We start from the raw sequence: 17,596 nt of genomic DNA on the forward strand, positions 1-17,596 counted from the left end.
TATTAGTTAGTTGCATTTTGAAAATCTTCATTCTAAATTTAGATTATGACTGAAAATGAAATAAGCTACGAAATTCGAAAAGCAATCTATGAGGTTTATAATGAAACCGGACCCGGATTATTAGAATCTATGTACGAATATGCGCTAAAGTATGAACTTGAATCTGCCGGATTGAATGTAAAATCGCAAGTTGCTCTACCGGCAAAATATAAAGGCCGCACTCTCCCCGCAAATTATCGAATTGATTTGCTTGTAGAAGACAAGGTCCTTATTGAGTTGAAATCCGTCGATGAACTGAATTCAACTCACCATAAACAAGTGATCACATACCTGAAGCTTTCGAATTTAAAATTGGGAATTCTGGTTAATTTCAATACCGACTACTTAAACAGTAATATTATTAGAAAAGTCAATAAGCTATAGCATTGCAAGTCTCCAAAGATCTGCGCCTTCTGCGTAATCCGCGGGAGATAATATCCAAGATCATCACGTCTCCCAGCTAAACACCAACAAACCATGGATCAATAGTAAAGCTTGAGTCTACGCTCCTCCGAAGGAAATTCACTTTAACACTTCCACCATCTTAGCGTCCTTATTCTTTTTAGCAATATTCAAAGGACTTAAACCAAACGTAATATCATCTCCACAATCAAATGTTTCAGGTGTATTCTTATCAGCTCCTCTTTTCAAAAGATATTGTGCGAGTTGAACATCTCTTTGCTTTACTGCCAGGATCAATGCATTTTCACCTTCACAATTCATAGCATCGATTTCCTCGGGGCTCAAAACCAACAGATCCAGAACTTCATAATCTGCCCTTGAAACTGCTTCATGAAGCACCCATAGCTTTCCGCTCAAATCTCCTATTTCCTGATTTGCCCCCTGTTCCAAAAGAAAACGAGCGCACGCATAGTGCTGATAAAATCCGGCTGATCTGAAAGATCCGATCTCACGAAAGGATGCTTCATGTTCAACCAAATAAGCCAGAATCTCACAGGCTCCATATTCTACAGCGACCAAAACACTTGAATAAGATGAACTGTTGATATTTGCTCCATGCTCGATTAACGCAATAGCTATGTTGAAATTATTTTGCCAGATTGCTGCTTGTAAAGGCGCTATTTTCCCGGCAGGTTCACTATTTCCGGGAAACTCCTTGGATTCCAGCATCTCAATTACCAAGGTTTCATTATCTGAAAAAATGGCTTCGTAGAACTTAGAAACAGTTTCTTCGGATTGCGCCCAGGAATAAAGACACGGCAAGCAAACCAATAAGGTCAATACTCCCAAACGAATTCCTTTGATTTGACTATTCATAAATGCTTGAAATAATTAGCAACTAGCTATCGAATCTCCATATGCTTCAAATCCTTTCCAGGAAGTCCTGTATGCTTCTTCTTCAAAGAGATTTAAAGCTTAACGACACGTTTTGTCATCTCATTCGCAGCTGTTCTGAACTTAAAGAAATACAAACCACTTTCAAAAGAACTCAACGAAACGGTTTGACCCGTAACCAGCGTATGTATTTCAATGACATGGCCCTGTAAATCGAGTATTTGCAATTCTAAATGAGGCTCGGAAAACGACACGCTTAAATTGTCCTTGGTCGGATTGGGAAACAAAAGCACCTCAAAAAGGTCACTTTTTTCATCAATACTTGCTGTTTCAACCTGATCCACATACACCACATGTGTTCCCGTAAAATACAGTGGGCTGTTTTTATTTGGGCAATACAGGGACAGTTGGAACAATACAAGACTCGAAGGTTGCAAATAATAATTAAAAGCGATTGTATCGTAATGCGTTCCATTTACATCGTGAATATTCCAAACCACAACGCAGGTATCCGCATTAGTAATCCAAACACTTTCAACATACATCGTATCAATGGAATTATAGTCAATCGAACAATCCTCAACGACAGCACCTAAGGTATCTGTTACTTGTGAGCCTCCGTACTGATTCGTAACAATTGAATTGGAAACCGAAGGAATTACAGCATAGGTTGAAAGTGTATCACCGCAAACTCCAGCAATCCTAAGTTCGTATAATCCGCTGCACAAACTATCCATATTTCCATAGGCATTGATATTGGTAAGATTCGATAAAGCTTCCCAGGAATTCGTATCCAATTGTGCGTGAAAAGGTGAATTTCCTTTGACCATGTAATTCAAGGTTCCGGTGCATAACCCATTAATATCCGTACCTGCGAAAATATTCGTTAATACTGTTGGACGGTATTGATCGAAACCAATATAAATCTGAACTACAGAGTCGCATCCTGCTGAATTAGTTAAATACTGATTGTGAACACCTGGAGAATAATAATTTACGCCGTTGTATTCGCAAAAGGTATCACAGGTATAAGCTTCATCAAAAGAAAATGTAGAACAAGCCGATAATCGAAGCATATAGTCAATAAAGGGATCCGGCCAATACAGATTGCCACCGCCAAAAACGATCTTCCCATCGGATTGAAAGTCCAGATCAAACGGAAATGCCAGGCGCATCTTTGGAAAAAAAGACTGATCTACTGTTCCGTTCGTATTCAATCGAACAATCCCTTGCCGATAGGCACCCTGATAATTGATAAAACTACCGGTAACGATCAGTTTTCCATCCGGTTGATCAGCCATTAAGTTAAAACCTGTGTTACTCACTTCCCCTGTAAAATTTAGATCAACCGTACCATCTAAATTCAATTGAAGCAAGCGATATGGTCCTGGAAATGGAACGTCCTCTCCATAAATGTCAATTTTTTGTGAGAATTCGTTATAGGTAATTCTCTGCACTGCGAAAGCAACATTTGCCTGAAACGTTTGATCCAACGACCCATCTGAATTCAAGCGTAAAATACCGCTTGCCTCAGCCCCATTGATAACAAATTGACCTCCTATTAAGATTTTTCCATCGGGTTGAAGCTCCATGCACCCAATATCTGCATTAACCAATGCTGTGTCGAGAACAAAACTTGAATCCAGCGTTCCATTCTCATTTAACCGAATAGCTCTGACCGTTTGCCCATTGACCAAATAAAAACCGGAACAAATTAATTTATCATCCGCTTGAACTTTAATAACATATGTGTTCTCACAATTCGCTGAATCCAGAGAAAAAGTGGTGTCTAACGACCCATTGGAATGCAATCGAATGATTCTATTACATGGAACTCCGTTAAATGAGCTAAATGTCCCTCTGACTATTAATTTACCATTCGATTGAAGTGCAACATCGCTTACATATACCGTATCAAAACCTGAACCTATATTGAAAGTTGTATCTTGAGTACCATCACCGTTCAAACGAATCAACCGATTTGCTGTGCTTCCGTTGAAACTCGTAAAAAAGCCTCCGGCAACAATTTTATCATCCGGTTGAACCGCAATGCTCACAACATATTCATTGAATCCGGACCCCAAATTAAACGAATTATCAATGGTACCTCCCTGAGCGAAAACTTTTAACCCGTTGAGAAGAAAAACACTTAAGAAGAAGGCAGAAAGAAATACTTTCATGGAAGCAGATGATTTAGTTGGAAATTTTCAACCAAATTAGCGGAAAATTTCCAACTGGCAAAAATGTGTTTCTGACAGATTTAAAGTTTACCGGATCTCCCCACCCGCTTCAAATCCTTTTTCCGGGATCATAAAGCTCAGTTTTCCTTCTTCATTCTCAGCCATCAGGATCATACCCTTGGATTCTACTCCGCGAATTTTTCTCGGCGCCAGGTTCATCAATACAGCAACCGTTTTACCGATCACTTCCTCTGGACTATAATGTTCTGCAATCCCCGAAACAATGGTACGTGTATCAATTCCTGTGTTTACCGTTAATTGAAGTAATTTATCGGCCTTCGGAACCCGGATCGCATCTACAATCGTTCCCAAACGAATATCCATCTTCGTGAAATCATCAAAAGAAGTTTCTTCTTTTTGAGACGGGAAATTTGTTTCCGCTGCGGCTGTTGGCTGCGAAGCGTGTAAGTATGCTACCTCTTTTGCTACAAATTCATCGTCGATCTTTTGGAACAAGATACTTGGAGGATTCGTCTGATCCCCGGCCTGCAATAAAATACTTCCTGATGCGTCCCATGCTTTGGCTTCTGTTCCCACAAATGCACGAATCTTAGCAGCCGTTTCCGGCAAGAACGGATCCAACACCAAACCTAAGTTTGCTGTGATCTGAAGCGCAATATTCATGATCGTTTCAACTCGTTTCGGATCGGTTTTCACCAATTTCCACGGTTCGTTATCTGCCAGATATTTATTCCCGATTCGAGCCAGCATCATTGCTTCTGCCTGTGCATCGCGCAGTTTGTATTGGTAAACCAGTTCCCCGATCCGCTGTGGAATGGCTTTCATATCGTCAAGTACCTGTTGGTCTTCAGCACTTAGTTCACCGCATGCCGGAACTTTCCCCTCGTAATATTTTTGTGTCAGTACCAGTGCACGATTTACAAAGTTTCCAAGGATATCCGCCAACTCGTTATTTACACGAGCCTGGTATTCTTTCCAGGTAAATTCTGCGTCTTTCGTTTCCGGGGCGATGCATGTCAGTGTATACTTTAACTCATCGATCTTCTCCGGGTATCGTTCCAGGTACTCGTGCAGCCAAACGGCCCAATTGCGGGAAGTAGAGAATTTATCTCCTTCCAGGTTAAGGAACTCGTAAGCCGGTACGTTGTCCGGTAAAATGAACCCGCCGTGGTCTTTCAGTAAGATCGGGAAAATGATTGCATGAAATACGATATTGTCCTTCCCGATAAAATGAACCAGCTTGCGTTCTTCGTTACACCAGTAATCTTTCCAGTCTTTTCCGTTATCCAAAGCCCATTGCTTGGTCGCAGAAATATACCCGATCGGAGCATCAAGCCATACGTACAATACTTTTCCGTCAGCTCCCGGAAGCGGAACTGGAACTCCCCAATCCAGGTCTCGGGTCATTGCACGCGGGTGCAGACCACCATCGATCCAGGACATACACTGCCCGATTACCTGGTTTCTCCAAGCCTTCGGATCGTGCTGTTGTTTGCCGTCCAAAATTCCTTCTTTGATCCACGGACGTAACCACTCTTCGTGACGATCCATTGGCAGGAACCAGTGCGAAGTGCTTTTCAATACTGGTTTCAATCCGCTCAAAGTGGAAACCGGATTCTTCAGGTCCGTAGGACTCAAAGCTGAACCGCATTTCTCACACTGATCACCATAAGCACCCGGATTTCCGCAGTTCGGGCACTCCCCTGTTATGTATCTGTCAGCAAGGAATTGCTGGTATTCTTCGTCGTAATATTGTTCGGTCGTCTCCTCGATAAACTTTCCGTTCTTCTCCAGGACTTTGAAGAATTCCTGCGCAGTTTCAATGTGGATCTGCTCCGAAGTACGGTGGAAAATATCGAACGAGATATTGAATTGTTTGAATGAATCACCGATCATTTTGTTGTACTTATCCACGATCTCGCGGGGAGTGATCCCTTCTTTCTTAGCGCGCAGCGTAATAGCGGCACCGTGTTCATCCGACCCGCAGATGAAAGCCACATCGTGACCGTTCGAACGCAGGAAACGCACAAAAATGTCAGCAGGCAGGTAAACACCGGCAACGTGTCCTAAATGAAGGGGTCCGTTCGCATATGGGAGCGCAGCTGTTACAGTAAATTTCGATTTATTCATAATGTAAAATTAGGAAAATTTTTAGCTCCCCCCCTTCGGAGGGGGAACAAGGGGGAGGAAATCCATATTTTTCTCCCGCAGATAGCGCTGATTTCGCAGATTAATGAGACCATGTAATCACATAGTGCTTAACACTTCAAAAAACCTGAAAGACTTCCGTGTTCATCTGTGGGAAAATAATAAATCGTATTTTTACTACTAAACTTCGCTGCCATGAAACTTCTTTCTTTCGCATTGCTGTTCGTTCTATACTCCTGCGGACCCTCCTCCTCCCAGAATGAGCGACTGAAAAACATTAAACCCGTAAACATCCAGTTCTTCGAGACCTACACCCTGAACGAGATTTCTGCTCAGTGGCTTGCAGCTTGTAAATTATCTGCAGCCGATACGCTTGCTGAACAGGGAGAAGTACCCCTTGATCAAATCGGTTTCAAGGGCTTGAGAGCATTGCTTCGTTATACAGAAAACAATGGTCCGTTGGGATTTGCATTGAAGGAAGACATGTTCAAAGTCGATTCGATCCTGGCAATCCCTGAAATTGCAAAACTCTTTCCAAAAGATTTGGAGTTCATGTGGGCGCTAAACCCGGAAAAAATGGGAGATGACCAGAGTTTCTATAACCTGTATGCCGTAAAAGTTCCTGCAGGTAAAAAAGCACGGGTGGATGGAAGACATATTGTGGAAGCCGTTCCGAAAACAGACAAGGTAAATGGAGGCATAATCATTAGTATTTCTATGACTAAAGACGGAACAGATGCATGGAAATTAATGACGGAGCAAAATCTCAATCGCTGCATTGCAATTACGATGGATAAAAAAGTGATTTCCTGTCCGCTAGTTATGACGGTCATAAGTGGTGGAGATACACAGATCTCCGGAAACTTTTCCATGGAAGAAGCGGGAAATTTATCGGATCAGATCAATGCAGGGAAATGATTCAGGTAAGCAATTATTCACACGTGTTTTCGTCCTAATCGCTAAATTCAATCTAATACAACGAAATATCCAATGAACACCAAATTAAAATTCAGCATCTTACTCATTTTCCTGTTATCTGCGGTTTTTCCGGCTCGTGCAGATTTCACTGGTCCTCCCATGGAAGCTGTTGTTGCTGTTTGGATTTTGGGATTGGTTGGCGGATTCTTTGCTTGTGCTTTAGCTGCGTGGATCGTTAAACGGATCGTTGAGCAATTTACCAAACGAAAACGCCGGCATATCTGGTTCCAAACAACTTTCATGTATTTGTTCCTGGCACTTTTTCTTTACCTGGAAGACTCCAAACACATCCTGGATAATTTCACTGATGAAACCCGGATGAACTTCTACTGGACTCTCTTCTTTCTGAGCCTCACACTTGGCTGCGTAATCGGCTACCTCATCACACCGAAGAAAAAGGAAATAAAATAATTGCTGATTCAAATGAAACACCAGAACATAAAGACTCCTTTTTACATCCTGATCTTATTCCTGATTTCTGCTTGCTTGGAAAAGAAAACTGAACTAAGTCAAAGCGAAAAAAATTACCTGGAAACCCAAGACAGTTTGATAAAATACAAATCCGATATCTTTCAGTTTTTAGATGAAGATTCGTTACAATCGAGTGTTTCTGATTACATCAAACTGGATTATCAACATTATAAAACCAAATACAGGCTTTCAGAAAAAGAAATGGATGCAACAAGAAAAGCATTCATTACAACGTATGAAATAGCTAAAACATTTAAAGAAATAGGAGAAAATACGTCGCGTTCCGATTCAAATTATTCCAGGGGTTCTATCAAAGGAACTTATTCCTTCGATCAGAAACTAAAACCGGCTAATGTCAGTAAGGATGAAGATACAGAAGTCAAAGTGCTCATGGAAGATTTTAAATCAAAATAACCAATTGATCTTGTTTTACGCAGGCGAGAATCGCTTAAATCCTCCTTGGAGAGTTGAACCTCTTTCCTAATCTTTTCCTATTTTTGAAAATCCGGTCCCTAATTCATTACATATGTACACCTTCCACAACTGTTTTTTGTTTTTCTCACTTCTATTCAGCACCTCTCTGTCAGCACAGCCTTTCCGGAATGAGTTGGATTCTGTCGTTAAAAAGAAAATGTCTCCACTGGGTTTACATCAGCTAACGATCAGCTGGAGTGAATATGAAAGCACTCCTTTGACTGATATTCAGCGCTTTGATAAAGACGGGAACCGAGTTGAACACCTTTCCTTTAACGGAAACCACTGGACACGTCACAAAGAAGAATTTGACGATAAGAACCGCCGAACAGCTTTTAGCTTTTTCGATGAAAAAGACACGTCTCTTTTAGTAACCAAGCATGTCTATACCTATATCGATTCCCTGAATTACAAAAGAGAAAGCTTCAATTTTGGAAGGGAGCTTAGCAAAACAACCCTTCATGAAACCAAGGTAGCCAAAGACACTTTTTGGGTAACCGAAACTGAAACCAATGCAAATGGCATTCAAATTAGTAAGTCGCTCTCGCGGTATACGCTAAAAGGAGATTCCTTGACGGTCTCAGAATTCGTGGACTTTGACAGAAGCGGAAAGATGAGTGATATAAAGGCATATTATCAACTCCGCAAAAAAGATAAAAACGGTAATACTGTTAGTACAAGTGGGATATATGAGGTAGTGGTAGATGAATCCCTTCAAAACAACCAGACTCTTTACATGGATGTAATGAAATACCCGGAGAAATACATTCAATACCAGCTAGACGGGAAATTTCCTTACACTTACGGAGAAGAAGTTAATTCCACTCATAGTTACAATTCGAAAGGGAAACTCATCAGCAGCTATGATTACGGTGACAAAAAAAAGTACTCCTATAATTCCCAAGGACAATTAATAAAAATAGAATTCGCTTCAAAACTCCCAGGTTTTAAAGAGGAAAAAGTATGTGATCAGACCTTTCAATATGACACACACGGTTTACCAATCAAAGTATTAGAGAGTAGGGTTCAATCCGGAAAGACAATAACTTATATTTTCGAATACAAGTAAGGGAATTCAATCCATAAATTGATAATCTAATTTGGATGTTTCATTGACCATCCCATCCTTTTTCCATACTTTTAAGTCATGGAAACCCCACAGCATTTTACCCTTAAACAGGTCGCAGAATCGATTCGCAAAACCATTGCGGAACGTTATTCGCGCACCTATTGGGTAACAGCTGAAATGCATAAGTTGAATCAAACCAGGAAGGGACATTGTTATCCGGAATTGGTTCAAAAAGAAGACGAATCGATCGTAGTGGAAATGCGTGGAACCATCTGGAAACAAAACTTCGACCGCATTCAGCAAAAATTCTTCGAGATTGTCAAAGAACCGCTCCACGACGGAATGGAGCTTTTATTCCACGTAAAGATTACTTATCATCCGCTTTACAATATCGGGCTGGAAATCATTGATATCGATCCCAACTACACCCTGGGTGCCTTACAGCGTGAACGCCAGGAAACCCTGGAGCGGCTGAATAAAGAAGGGATTTTGAATGCGAACCAGAACCTGGAAATGGCCTTGGTTCCCAAACGATTGGCTATCATATCACAGGCCGACAGCAAAGGTTACTCCGATTTTGTGACCCTGTTGAATGGCCATCCGAAGCGTTACCATTTCAATACTTTTTTATTTGAAGCTACCCTCCAGGGAGACGCGGCAATCACTTCGATTCAAAATCAGTTAAAACGCATTCAAAAAGTAAAACATCATTTCGATGCTGTCATAATCATTCGCGGCGGTGGCGGTGAAATCGGGATGCACTGTTACAACAATTATGAATTGGCAAAAGCGATCGCAACTTTTCCTCTCCCTGTCCTTACCGGAATCGGTCACTCTACCAATCTCACGGTGTGTGAAATGATCGCTTTCCGGAATGGGATCACTCCATCCGATATGGCCTATTTCCTCCTCAGTATTTTTGAGGAATTGGATGCTCCTTTGGATGAGATCTTAATAAGACTTCCCAAACAAATCCAGCACCTGTTCCAGGGAAATAAGAATCGCTTTGATCAGTTAACAAGAAATTTTCAGCAAACTGTGCGGGCCGTGCTGTCTGATGAAAAGCAATCTTTCATTAGAGCGGTAAAAGATTTTGAGTACGAAGTTAAACACCGTTTGTCCTTTTCAAATCAAACATTATTAGAAGTTCGTAATAAAATACGTTCTTCATCTGTTTACTTCCTCGAAAACCAAAAAGGCAAGCAACTGCATTTGATCAATATGATGGAAGTACATTCGAAATCGCTTGTAAACAGGAAATCACAGGGATTAATAAATCAAACGGAGCGGCTTATTCGCATTTCACCTGTGAAGATCAGGGAGGAACTTTTAAAACTCGACCAAACGGAAATGCAATTAAAACTGGTCGACCCTTTAAATGTACTAAGACGCGGTTATGCAATTGTTACAAATGAGAACGGGGTTCTTTCCGCCAAAAATCTCGCTGAGACAGGACAAGAATTGAAAATCACAACAGAGGCCCAGGAGTTAAAAGCAAAAGTGAATTGACCTTTTCCTCCTCTACAGTGGATTCGCCTCCCAACACGGCGTTTCAATAGCGAGACCGGTAGGCGAGCAATTAATCTGCGCATTTGTGGGAAATAATAGTTTGAGGGTTATCATGTTAATCTTCAAGTGAAGAATAATTTTCCGTAAATTCGTATAGTGAAAGAAGAAGAGGTAACATACGAAAAGGCATACGAAGAGTTGCAGCAAATCATCGCAGACATTGAATCCGGGGAAATTTCCGTGGACCTGTTGTCTGAAAAAGTAAAACGTGCTGCAGCATTGATCCAGGTTTGCAAGAATAAATTGACATCTACTGAAAACGATGTGCAGCAAATTCTGAATGACTTGAAATCGGATCAGTAACTATTTACCGTAAATCGGGTATTGGGACAATCCCTTACTTCCACTAATTTTGTAGCTCAAAACCTTCAGCAAAGATTCGGTTCCCATGAAAACACTTGCACAAATTCCATTGCATGAAAAGACCAAAGTGCTTGGCATTGTAGAAAGTGAGCTTAAACCTAAGCTGCTGGAAATGGGACTCTATCCCGGTAAAGAAGTTGAAGTATTGTTTAAAGCTCCTTTCGGAGACCCCATCGCTGTGGACATTTCAGGTTATACCCTGTCTATGCGTCTTTCTGAAGCAAACCTTGTTGAAGTCGAATAGATGAAAAAAATAGCTCTTTTTGGAAACCCAAATACGGGAAAAAGCTCCTTATTCAATCGTCTCACAGGCCTTCGACAACACGTAGGGAACTTTCCGGGGGTGACTGTTGACAAACATTCCGGATTCTTAAATATCGGGGGTAAAGAGCTGGAATTGATTGATTTTCCAGGAACCTACAGCATTTATCCCAGAAGCAGGGATGAAGAGGTTGTCTACAATGTCATCTCAGACCCTGGAAATGTAAATTTCCCGGAAAAGGCCATCGTTGTTTTGGATAGTACTAATCTAGAACGTAATCTTTTACTGTTTACCCAGATCTACGATTTAGGATTAGATACCGCTTTGGTGCTTAACATGATGGATGTTGCTGCGCGCAATGGTTTCAATATTCATATTCCGGCTTTGGAAGAAGCCTTTCCCAATGCCAAAATAATTCGCACCAATGCACGCATCGGAACCGGTTTGCCGGAACTGAAAGCATGGATGGCCGAAGATTCTGTTCCGCAGGAAATAAAACTGGAAACTTTAAAACCAAAAGAGGATACACAAGCTCAAATTGCTGATACAAACAAGCGCTTTGAACGGATCAAAAGCATCGTGAGTAAAGCTGTAAGCAGAAAAGCAAGCGAAGCTAATTTCTCCAATAAATTAGATAAATGGCTGATCCATCCGGTGTTTGGCTACCTCATCTTTTTGGTTATACTGATGCTCATCTTTCAAACCGTTTTCACTCTTGCTGCTTATCCGATGGATTGGATTGACATGGGAACCTCCTCGCTGGCAAAATGGCTGGGATCAGTCATGCCGGAAGGAATTTTCACCTCCCTGGTAGTCGATGGAATTATTCCCGGGATCGGAGGTGTTTTGATCTTTATTCCACAAATTGCGCTGCTCTTCTTCATGCTTTCCATTTTGGAAGAAACCGGTTATATGGCCCGGGTTGTGTTCATTACCGACAAACTTATGCGGCCTTTTGGTTTAAACGGGAAAAGTGTTGTACCGCTTCTTTCCAGTGCAGCTTGTGCTATTCCCGGAATTATGGCCACCCGAACGATCAGTTCCTGGCAAGAGCGTTTAACGACTATTCTCGTTGCTCCTTTGATCAGTTGTTCGGCTCGTTTACCGGTCTACACCTTACTCATAGCCCTCGTGATCCCATCAAAAATCGTAATGGGCTTCCTGAACCTGCAAGGATTGGTGCTATTTGCCCTGTATTTGCTCGGAGTTATTTCCGCATTGCTTGTAGCATGGGTAATCAAACAGTTTTTCAGGAATAAGGAACTCAGTGTTTTCCTTTTGGAAATGCCTGCCTACAAAAGTCCGCGCTGGGGAAATGTAGGAATTGAAGTGTTTGAAAAAGTGAAGATCTTCGTTTTCGATGCCGGTAAAATAATCCTCGCCATTTCAATTATTTTATGGGCCCTAGCCAGCTTTGGTCCGGGAGATGAAATGGAACGTTATTCGAAACTGGTACAAACCCCTGAAATTCAAACGGAAGAAGCTCTTGCTGATTATGAAAGCCAGGTAGCATCCGTAAAACTGGAACATTCGTACATGGGCCACATGGGAAAATTCATCGAACCTGTAATCAAACCCTTGGGTTATGACTGGAAAATGGGAATCTCGCTGCTAACTTCATTTGCGGCCCGCGAAGTTTTCGTAGGATCCCTCGCAACCATTTATTCCGTCCATGATGTCGATGATAATCCGAAACAACTGATCGACAAATTGAAATCCCAAAAGCGCGACGACGGAACACCAACTTACACTTTGGCAAGTGGTCTTTCCCTACTCGTTTTTTATGTTTTTGCCATGCAGTGTATGGCAACTTTAGCCGTTGTAAAACGTGAAACAAAATCGTGGAAATGGCCGATAATCCAACTAGGATATATGGGTGTTTTAGCGTATCTTGGAGCATACATAACGTTTAATATTTTCAAGTAGTGCAGACAGCTTTAGTCATCATAGCCATTTTAGCAGCAGCTTTCTATTTGGTTCGCAGGTTTTACCTGAGTTCCAAACGCAAGAAACAAGCGGGCTGCGAGAAATGCGGCTTAAGGGAATGAGCACTTAATTCAAATACAATGACTACTTTTCAGCAAAAAAATTCATGTTGTATCTCGGAATAGGCATTGCTTGTATTCTCATTGTTTGCATCATCTTTCTTCGAAACCGGATGATTGGTGCACGTAACCTGGTTGAAGCTTCTTTTGCAGATATTGATGCCCAGCTTTTAAAACGCTACGAATTGATTCCGAAACTGATCCGGATTGCCCAGGGATATGCCATTCACGAAGCAAAATTATTGGAAGAAATTGCTGAGAAACGAAATTCAATTTGGTCAGATGATGATCAATTTCCGCAAATATTAAACAAAATCAACGTTATTAAGGAGGCTCATCCTGACCTGAAGGCAGATCAGAGTTTTGAAAAACTGATGACACAAATCCGTGAAACGGAAGATCATTTATTGTACTCACGCCAATTCTATAACGGAACGGTAGAAGCCTATAACCGGATGATCTCACAGATTCCCTACAGTTTTTTCCGTGGTGTTTTCGGACACTCCGCCAAACAATACGTTCACGCAACGAACGAACAACAAGCAACACCCGTTTTATGATTAAATATCTTTTAGCCGCCCTTTCCATCCTGGTTTCCTGTGGAACATTTTCCCAGGATGTAGCACATATCATCCGTTTCGATGGAACCTATAAAATCAATAAAGATTGCTCGATGCTGATCACAGAGCGCATAACTGTTTATGCCGACGGGAACACGATCAATCATGGAATCTACCGCGAAATTCCTTTAAACTACGATTACGAAGGCGGTCAAACAACTGTTGACTTTTCCCTCGTTTCCCTTACCCGCGACGGAGAGAAAGAAGATTATCACACCGAAACAATGGACAATGGAATCCGCATCTATTTCGGAAACAAGAACATTAGCCTCACACCCGGCGATTACACCTACGATCTGACTTACAAGGTAAACCATGTATTACGTTTTTTGAAGAATACAGATGAATTGTATTGGAACACGAACGGAAACGGCTGGAACTTTACAATTGACACTTTGACAGCAAGGGTTCTGCTTCCACCCGGAATTCCATTCAAACAATTCATTGCATACACTGGCTCACAGGGAAGTGCAGGCAAAAATTACACCGTGGAACAAGTGAATCCGAATGAATTGCTGTTCAAGACTACAGAATCACTTTTTTACAAGGAAGGACTGACCTTTTCCGCTTCCTGGAATAAACATCAATTGATCTATCCTTCTGCTTCCGAGAATTTCATTTATTGGATAAAATCACATGCCCTGTGGGTCTTGCTCATCTTAATGGTAATCTTTTTGCTTACAAGAAACACCTTGCTTTGGTGGAAATATGGTCGCGACCCCAAACCCGGAACCATTATGCCGCAATACGATGCCCCGGAAGGATTTTCACCGGCAGAAGCTTATGCCATTATGAACCGGGGGAAGATGGCTCCCACTGCTTTCACCGGACAGTTGATTTCCATTGCCAGCAAAGGATGGATGAAGATTGCAAAGAAAAACAGTACCTACACTTTTACACGTGAAGGAACTGAAAAAACACCTTTGAGTAACCTGGAAAAACGTTTGTACAATGGACTTTTTTATAACCGGGATACAGTTCTTTTCGTAGAAAACAGCTACAATGCCTTATTGCGGAAAACAATGGAACAACTTGAAGAAGATGTTCAAAACACGCAGGGAGAAAATTATGTAAAGAGAAACAATCACTTAAATCTTCAGCAATATCTGATCCTGTTTGCGTTTGTCGGGCTGGGCTTCTTGCTTCGACACTTTTATGGAGGAAGTATTGTCCTGGTTATTTCAATGATTGCAATTGGTTTGGCAATTAATTTCCTGTTCGGGTATTTGTTTGAACAGCCCACTCCTGAAGGCCGGAAACTAATGGATCATTTCCTGGGACTAAAGCTTTTCATTGAATATGCCGATAACAAACGAATCGCTTTTAACAATCCTCCCGACCTGAATTTTGAAACCTTTGAACGCTTGCTTCCCTATGCAATTGTTCTGGGATTAGCTGATACATGGAAGAACAAGTTTGATCCGAAAGTATTGGAGGTTGGATACTCTTCCAATCATTTCTGGTATTACGGTTTAGGAATGTATGGTTTCGGACATTTCAATTTCGAAAGTCTGAGTTCCAGCATTAGTGCAGCATCCGTACCGCCAAGTTCTTCTTCGGGCGGATCTTTTTCAGGTGGTGGCGGATTCTCCGGTGGCGGAGGTGGTGGCGGTGGTGGCGGTGGCTGGTAAAATCACCTTTTGTTTCAGAACCAAAAGCACCGAATTCGGGATTAAAAACATTCCGCTGTTTACCCATTGCTTTTTTGTTTTATCCTTCGAAGTGTAACGAATTCGAAATCCGGAGTTTGAATAGTACAAACCCAATTGTTAAAACTTATGAAACCATTTCGCCTTCTATTGGCAGTGTTTTGCTGCATACCCATTGCCAATGCTCAAATCAATTACCACTTACAGGTAGTAAACAACCAGGATCAGCCCGCAGGGAATCTCTCTGTCCGATTCGTTGAATCAACAACCTTCGAACGTATCGAAAAGCATACCAATGCTTCAGGTGTTCTGGATATGGTATTCGATCATGGAGAACTCTGGATCGGATCAGTTGGCGAGATGACCAATTGCTTATGGATTGAAGGCGGGGGCAGAGGAAATGCAAGCAATCATTTAACTTATGACCTCGAAGAATGGGAGCGGGAAAATCGGATTTTGCCGGACAGATCTACTATTGTTTTCAAGAAAACACCTCAAAAAATTCCATCCATGACACCTCCTGATGCCTCTCACTGCTTGTTGAAAGTAGTACTGAAGGATCGGGAAGGAAAACCACAGGCAAACACTCCGGTCAACATGACCTGTTTTAAACTGGCAGAACAATTTACAGGAACCACCAACGCGCTCGGAGAATGCATTTTCATGGTTCCGAACAAAAACGATTACGAAATTGATGTTGCTGACATTCCATCCATGGACTGGGCCGATTTTGGAAGCGAGTCTGTTGCCAGAACATCATTTATTACATACGAAAAAAAGGCCTTTACCGAAACAAAAACCGGGAAATATACTGTTCAAACTATTCCTGCCGGCATCAAACCGAGCAGTTCACACGCACATGTCAGTTTAACCATTCGTAAAAACGGCGTGCCGATTGCCAATGAACCGGTCTATTTAAAAACAGTTGGCGGTCCGATTAAATACAAAGGAAAGACAGACCAGCAGGGAAAAGTTGTTTTTATGCTTCCCCTAAAGACAAAATACGTGGTCGATTTTACCTTTCAAAAAGATGCGGAAGCGCTAGATCTGAGCAGAATGAAAGGTTTTGCAACTATGGGCCGGACCATTCAATACACTCCGGATCCGCGACTTGAAAACATCGAATCTTTCATTCCCCGTGTGAAAGACCTGGTGGCTTTGAATGTAAATGATTTTGTAACAGCACAATATCCCTCAAGCGAGAATGAGGTTGACCTGTTTTTAAAATGGGGAAATAAGTTCAATGCTTCATCAAAAGAAGCGGTTTTAGAAGTTGGTTTTAAAGTAAATTCAAGAAACAAAAAAGCTTACGTTCCTAAAAACCTCTTGTTCGTGATCGACGTATCCGGTTCCATGTCGAATGACAACAGGCTGGAATTATTGAAAAAGACACTGATCGAATTGATCGGCCGACTGACTCCGCAAGACCGGATCGGAATTGTAGCATTCGATGACAATTTGTACAAAGTATTAGCATCTCAGCCAGTAACCAATAAAACTGCAATCTGTGATATTATCAGTGCATTGCAACCTCGCGGAGGGACAAATATTTCCATTGGTTTCGAAGAAGGACTCAAACAACTGGAAGCCAATAAGAAACCCAATATGGTAAACCGCCTCGTGTTATTATCAGACGGATATGGTGGCGACGAACCGGAGCTTTCGGTCAATCTGGCAAAAACCTATGCCGCAAAAGGATTGCAAATTTCAGCGATCGGAGTTGGTTACGACTACAATGCTGCTTTGCTCGAACAACTGGCAACTATTGGCGGAGGAACTATGCAAATGGCAGGCGATCCTTCTCACTACAGTCAGGCATTTCTCAAAACCTTCGAGGGTGCTATTGATCCGATTGGGACAGACGTGAAACTGGAAATCATATTCAATGACCAGATCGTTTACCGCCAGTTATTGGGCTATGAAAATGCGAAGGTCAACCCGGGCAACGTCACTGTGGACATTGATCATTTGTTCCCGGGATTACAGAAAATGGCCCTGGTGAAAATGGATGTTATTCATTCAACCCCGGCAATCGAACAACAAAAAGTTGTTGCGCGAATGACTTATACGGATCCGGTGAGTAAAAAGCAAAAAATCGTAGAAAAAGAACTGCACCCGGAATGGAGTACAGCGACCGGTTTGCTCGATATGACGCTGGATATGAACCATAAGCGCATGATGACAGTCGCCATTGTCAATCAAAGCATGAAATTAATGGCTGAAAGGTTTGCTGCAGGAGATAAAGCAGGGGCTGAAAAAGCAGCCAACAATGGGGTTGCACAAATTACCAAATTGTTTCCGCAAGCTATTCCGGCAGATTTGAAAGGCTTATTTGAAAAATTACAGGAATACGTTAGCGTATTTGAACAATTGCGTGCTGAGCCTTAAAAATCCACACAAGATTTGCTTTCA

16 protein-coding genes are annotated in these 17,596 nt (G+C 41.8%); 13 read left to right on the plus strand and 3 right to left on the minus strand.

Annotation, left to right across the window (positions count from 1 at the left end):
* The first annotated feature begins 45 nt into the window (after positions 1 to 45).
* The gene (locus K0S23_RS12395; RefSeq protein WP_300357823.1) at positions 46 to 423 is read left to right on the plus strand and encodes a GxxExxY protein; all 378 of its coding nucleotides are present in this window, start codon (positions 46 to 48) and stop codon (positions 421 to 423) included.
* A gap of 138 nt (positions 424 to 561) precedes the next feature.
* On the opposite strand, the gene K0S23_RS12400 is transcribed toward K0S23_RS12395, so the two are convergent.
* The 3 genes from K0S23_RS12400 to metG all read right to left on the minus strand — a co-directional run bounded on the left by K0S23_RS12400 (position 562) and on the right by metG (position 5,666).
* On the minus strand, positions 562 to 1,317 hold the full coding sequence (locus K0S23_RS12400) for an ankyrin repeat domain-containing protein (protein ID WP_300357825.1): 756 nt from the start codon (positions 1,315 to 1,317) through the stop codon (positions 562 to 564).
* Positions 1,318 to 1,409: 92 nt separating this feature from the next.
* On the minus strand, positions 1,410 to 3,515 hold the full coding sequence (locus K0S23_RS12405) for a T9SS type A sorting domain-containing protein (protein WP_300357828.1): 2,106 nt from the start codon (positions 3,513 to 3,515) through the stop codon (positions 1,410 to 1,412).
* Between the two features lie 87 nt (positions 3,516 to 3,602).
* Complete coding sequence (gene metG / locus K0S23_RS12410; protein WP_300357830.1) at positions 3,603 to 5,666, minus strand: methionine--tRNA ligase; 2,064 nt, start codon at positions 5,664 to 5,666, stop codon at positions 3,603 to 3,605.
* Between the two features lie 213 nt (positions 5,667 to 5,879).
* On the opposite strand from metG, the gene K0S23_RS12415 reads away from it, so the two are divergent.
* From K0S23_RS12415 to K0S23_RS12465, 12 genes are all read left to right on the plus strand, one after another.
* On the plus strand, positions 5,880 to 6,602 hold the full coding sequence (locus tag K0S23_RS12415) for a hypothetical protein (RefSeq protein ID WP_300357832.1): 723 nt from the start codon (positions 5,880 to 5,882) through the stop codon (positions 6,600 to 6,602).
* Positions 6,603 to 6,674: 72 nt separating this feature from the next.
* Positions 6,675 to 7,073 (plus strand): hypothetical protein, encoded by a 399-nt coding sequence (locus K0S23_RS12420; RefSeq protein ID WP_300357834.1) that lies wholly within the window; start codon positions 6,675 to 6,677, stop codon positions 7,071 to 7,073.
* 12 nt (positions 7,074 to 7,085) lie between these two features.
* Entirely contained in the window at positions 7,086 to 7,547 is a 462-nt protein-coding gene (locus K0S23_RS12425) for a hypothetical protein (RefSeq protein ID WP_300357836.1), read from the plus strand.
* A gap of 112 nt (positions 7,548 to 7,659) precedes the next feature.
* Complete coding sequence (locus K0S23_RS12430; protein ID WP_300357839.1) at positions 7,660 to 8,676, plus strand: hypothetical protein; 1,017 nt, start codon at positions 7,660 to 7,662, stop codon at positions 8,674 to 8,676.
* A gap of 78 nt (positions 8,677 to 8,754) precedes the next feature.
* Positions 8,755 to 10,185 (plus strand): exodeoxyribonuclease VII large subunit, encoded by a 1,431-nt coding sequence (gene xseA / locus K0S23_RS12435; protein ID WP_300357841.1) that lies wholly within the window; start codon positions 8,755 to 8,757, stop codon positions 10,183 to 10,185.
* A 156-nt stretch (positions 10,186 to 10,341) separates the two neighbouring features.
* A complete protein-coding gene (gene xseB, locus K0S23_RS12440; protein WP_300357843.1) occupies positions 10,342 to 10,548 on the plus strand; it encodes an exodeoxyribonuclease VII small subunit in 207 nt (68 codons plus the stop codon).
* Positions 10,549 to 10,633: 85 nt separating this feature from the next.
* Positions 10,634 to 10,852 (plus strand): FeoA family protein, encoded by a 219-nt coding sequence (locus K0S23_RS12445; RefSeq protein ID WP_300357845.1) that lies wholly within the window; start codon positions 10,634 to 10,636, stop codon positions 10,850 to 10,852.
* On the plus strand, positions 10,853 to 12,796 hold the full coding sequence (gene feoB / locus K0S23_RS12450; protein WP_300357848.1) for a ferrous iron transport protein B: 1,944 nt from the start codon (positions 10,853 to 10,855) through the stop codon (positions 12,794 to 12,796).
* Positions 12,796 to 12,918 carry a FeoB-associated Cys-rich membrane protein gene (locus tag K0S23_RS18560; protein ID WP_366944313.1) on the plus strand — a complete coding sequence of 41 codons (123 nt, stop codon included), beginning with the start codon at positions 12,796 to 12,798 and terminating at the stop codon, positions 12,916 to 12,918. The genes feoB and K0S23_RS18560 overlap by 1 nt, the downstream gene beginning before the upstream one ends.
* Positions 12,919 to 12,962: 44 nt before the next feature.
* The gene (locus K0S23_RS12455) at positions 12,963 to 13,475 is read left to right on the plus strand and encodes a LemA family protein (protein ID WP_300357850.1); all 513 of its coding nucleotides are present in this window, start codon (positions 12,963 to 12,965) and stop codon (positions 13,473 to 13,475) included.
* The gene (locus tag K0S23_RS12460; protein ID WP_300357853.1) at positions 13,472 to 15,166 is read left to right on the plus strand and encodes a DUF2207 domain-containing protein; all 1,695 of its coding nucleotides are present in this window, start codon (positions 13,472 to 13,474) and stop codon (positions 15,164 to 15,166) included. The genes K0S23_RS12455 and K0S23_RS12460 overlap by 4 nt, the downstream gene beginning before the upstream one ends.
* A 147-nt stretch (positions 15,167 to 15,313) precedes the next feature.
* Entirely contained in the window at positions 15,314 to 17,572 is a 2,259-nt protein-coding gene (locus tag K0S23_RS12465; RefSeq protein ID WP_300357856.1) for a VWA domain-containing protein, read from the plus strand.
* The last annotated feature ends 24 nt before the right edge of the window (positions 17,573 to 17,596 follow it).

Origin of the sequence: Fluviicola sp., assembly GCF_029266855.1 — a bacterium.
Classification (GTDB): domain Bacteria; phylum Bacteroidota; class Bacteroidia; order Flavobacteriales_D; family Crocinitomicaceae; genus Fluviicola.